This is a genomic window from Hydrogenivirga sp. 128-5-R1-1 (genome assembly GCF_000171895.1).
This window is the reverse complement of record NZ_ABHJ01000250.1, coordinates 1-1,718: the sequence shown is the minus strand read 5'-3', so window position 1 is coordinate 1,718 and position 1,718 is coordinate 1. Positions and strand designations below refer to the sequence as shown.

The 1,718-nt window shown below is 36.1% G+C and carries 2 protein-coding genes; both read left to right on the top strand.

The features are described from left to right. On the top strand, window positions 1-267 hold a 267-nt coding region (gene atpH / locus HG1285_RS17895; protein WP_008289041.1), incomplete at its 5' end, for an ATP synthase F1 subunit delta. Window positions 268-294: 27 nt separating this feature from the next. Next, window positions 295-1,718, top strand: a 1,424-nt coding sequence (atpA, locus tag HG1285_RS02770; RefSeq protein WP_008289039.1) for a F0F1 ATP synthase subunit alpha, incomplete at its 3' end; no start/stop codon positions are given.

Here is a 1,718-nt window from a genome sequence, read left to right as displayed (position 1 = left end):
AAAGTTATAGCTAACGAGTTTAAATTTGAAGTTGAAAAGTTTTTTGCTACAGTAACAGGTGAAATAATTTCAGCCTTTGAACTTGACGAGAAAGAAATAAATGAAATTAAACAGGTTGTAGAAAATAAAATAGGTAAAAAAGTGGAATTTGAAATTAAACAAGACCCTTCAATAATTGGTGGTGTAATTGTGAAAGCAGGCAGCTATATGATAGATGGTTCTGTAAAAGCATTTTTAAAAGATTTGGCTTATAAAATAACAAGATAAAGAAAAGATTAGACAGGAGGTTTATAAATGACAATAAGAAGTGAAGAAATAGTTGAAACGTTAAAAAAACAGCTTGAGGAATTTGAGGTAAAGGCAAACCTTGAAGAAGTTGGTACTGTTATCCAGGTTGGTGATGGTGTTGCGAGAGTTTTTGGACTTGAAAAAGCAGTAATGGGTGAAATGCTTGAATTTGAAAGTGGAGTTACAGGTGTTGTTTTCAACCTTGAGGAAGATAATGTTGGTGTAGTTTTACTTGGAGATGAGTCTTTAATAAAAGAAGGTACCACTGTTAAAAGAACAGGAAAAATATTAGAAATTCCAGTAGGAAAAGGATTAGTAGGAAGAGTTGTTGATGGGCTTGGAAACCCTATTGATGGAAAAGGACCAATAGAAGATATCGCATACTATTCTCCTGTTGAAAAAATTGCTCCTGGAGTTGTATCAAGAAAGTCTGTTCATGAGCCTCTTCAAACGGGTATTAAGGCAATAGATGCTATGATACCTATAGGAAGAGGACAAAGGGAGTTAATTATTGGTGATAGAGCCACAGGTAAAACAACAGTGGCAATAGATACAATTTTGAACCAAAAAGGACAGGGTGTTTACTGTGTTTATGTAGCAATAGGACAAAAAAGAGGAGTTGTAAGACATATAGTTGAAACTCTTCAAAAACACGGAGCAATGGAATATACAACTGTTGTAGCTGCTACAGCTTCAGACCCAGCAACTATGCAGTATATTGCTCCATTTGTTGGATGTACAATTGCTGAATACTTCAGAGACAATGGGATGCATGCCCTTGTCATATATGACGATTTAACAAAACATGCTTATGCATATAGACAGCTTTCTCTTCTTTTAAGAAGACCTCCTGGAAGAGAAGCTTATCCTGGTGATGTATTCTACCTTCACTCAAGACTTCTTGAAAGGGCTGCTAAACTAAATGATGAGCTTGGAGCTGGTTCTTTAACGGCTTTACCAATTATTGAAACCCAGGCGGGTGATGTTGCAGCTTACATTCCAACAAACGTAATTTCTATTACTGATGGTCAGATATTCCTTGAAACAGACCTTTTCAACAAAGGTATAAGACCTGCTATTAACGTTGGACTTTCTGTTTCAAGGGTTGGTGGTGCTGCTCAAATAAAAGCTATGAAACAGGTTGCAGGTACGCTTAGACTTGAGCTTGCACAGTTTAGAGAACTAGAGGCATTCGTTCAGTTTGCATCTGAACTTGATAAAGCTACACAGCAGCAAATAGCAAGAGGACAAAGAATGGTTGAGCTTTTAAAACAGCCTCCAAACAAACCTGTTCCAGTTGAAAAACAGGTTGCAATTATATATGCAGGTGTTAACGGATACTTAGATGATGTTCCAGTAGAATCTATACAAAAATTTGAACAAGAGTTCTATGTATTCTTAGATAATGAGCATCCTGAAATCTTAGAACT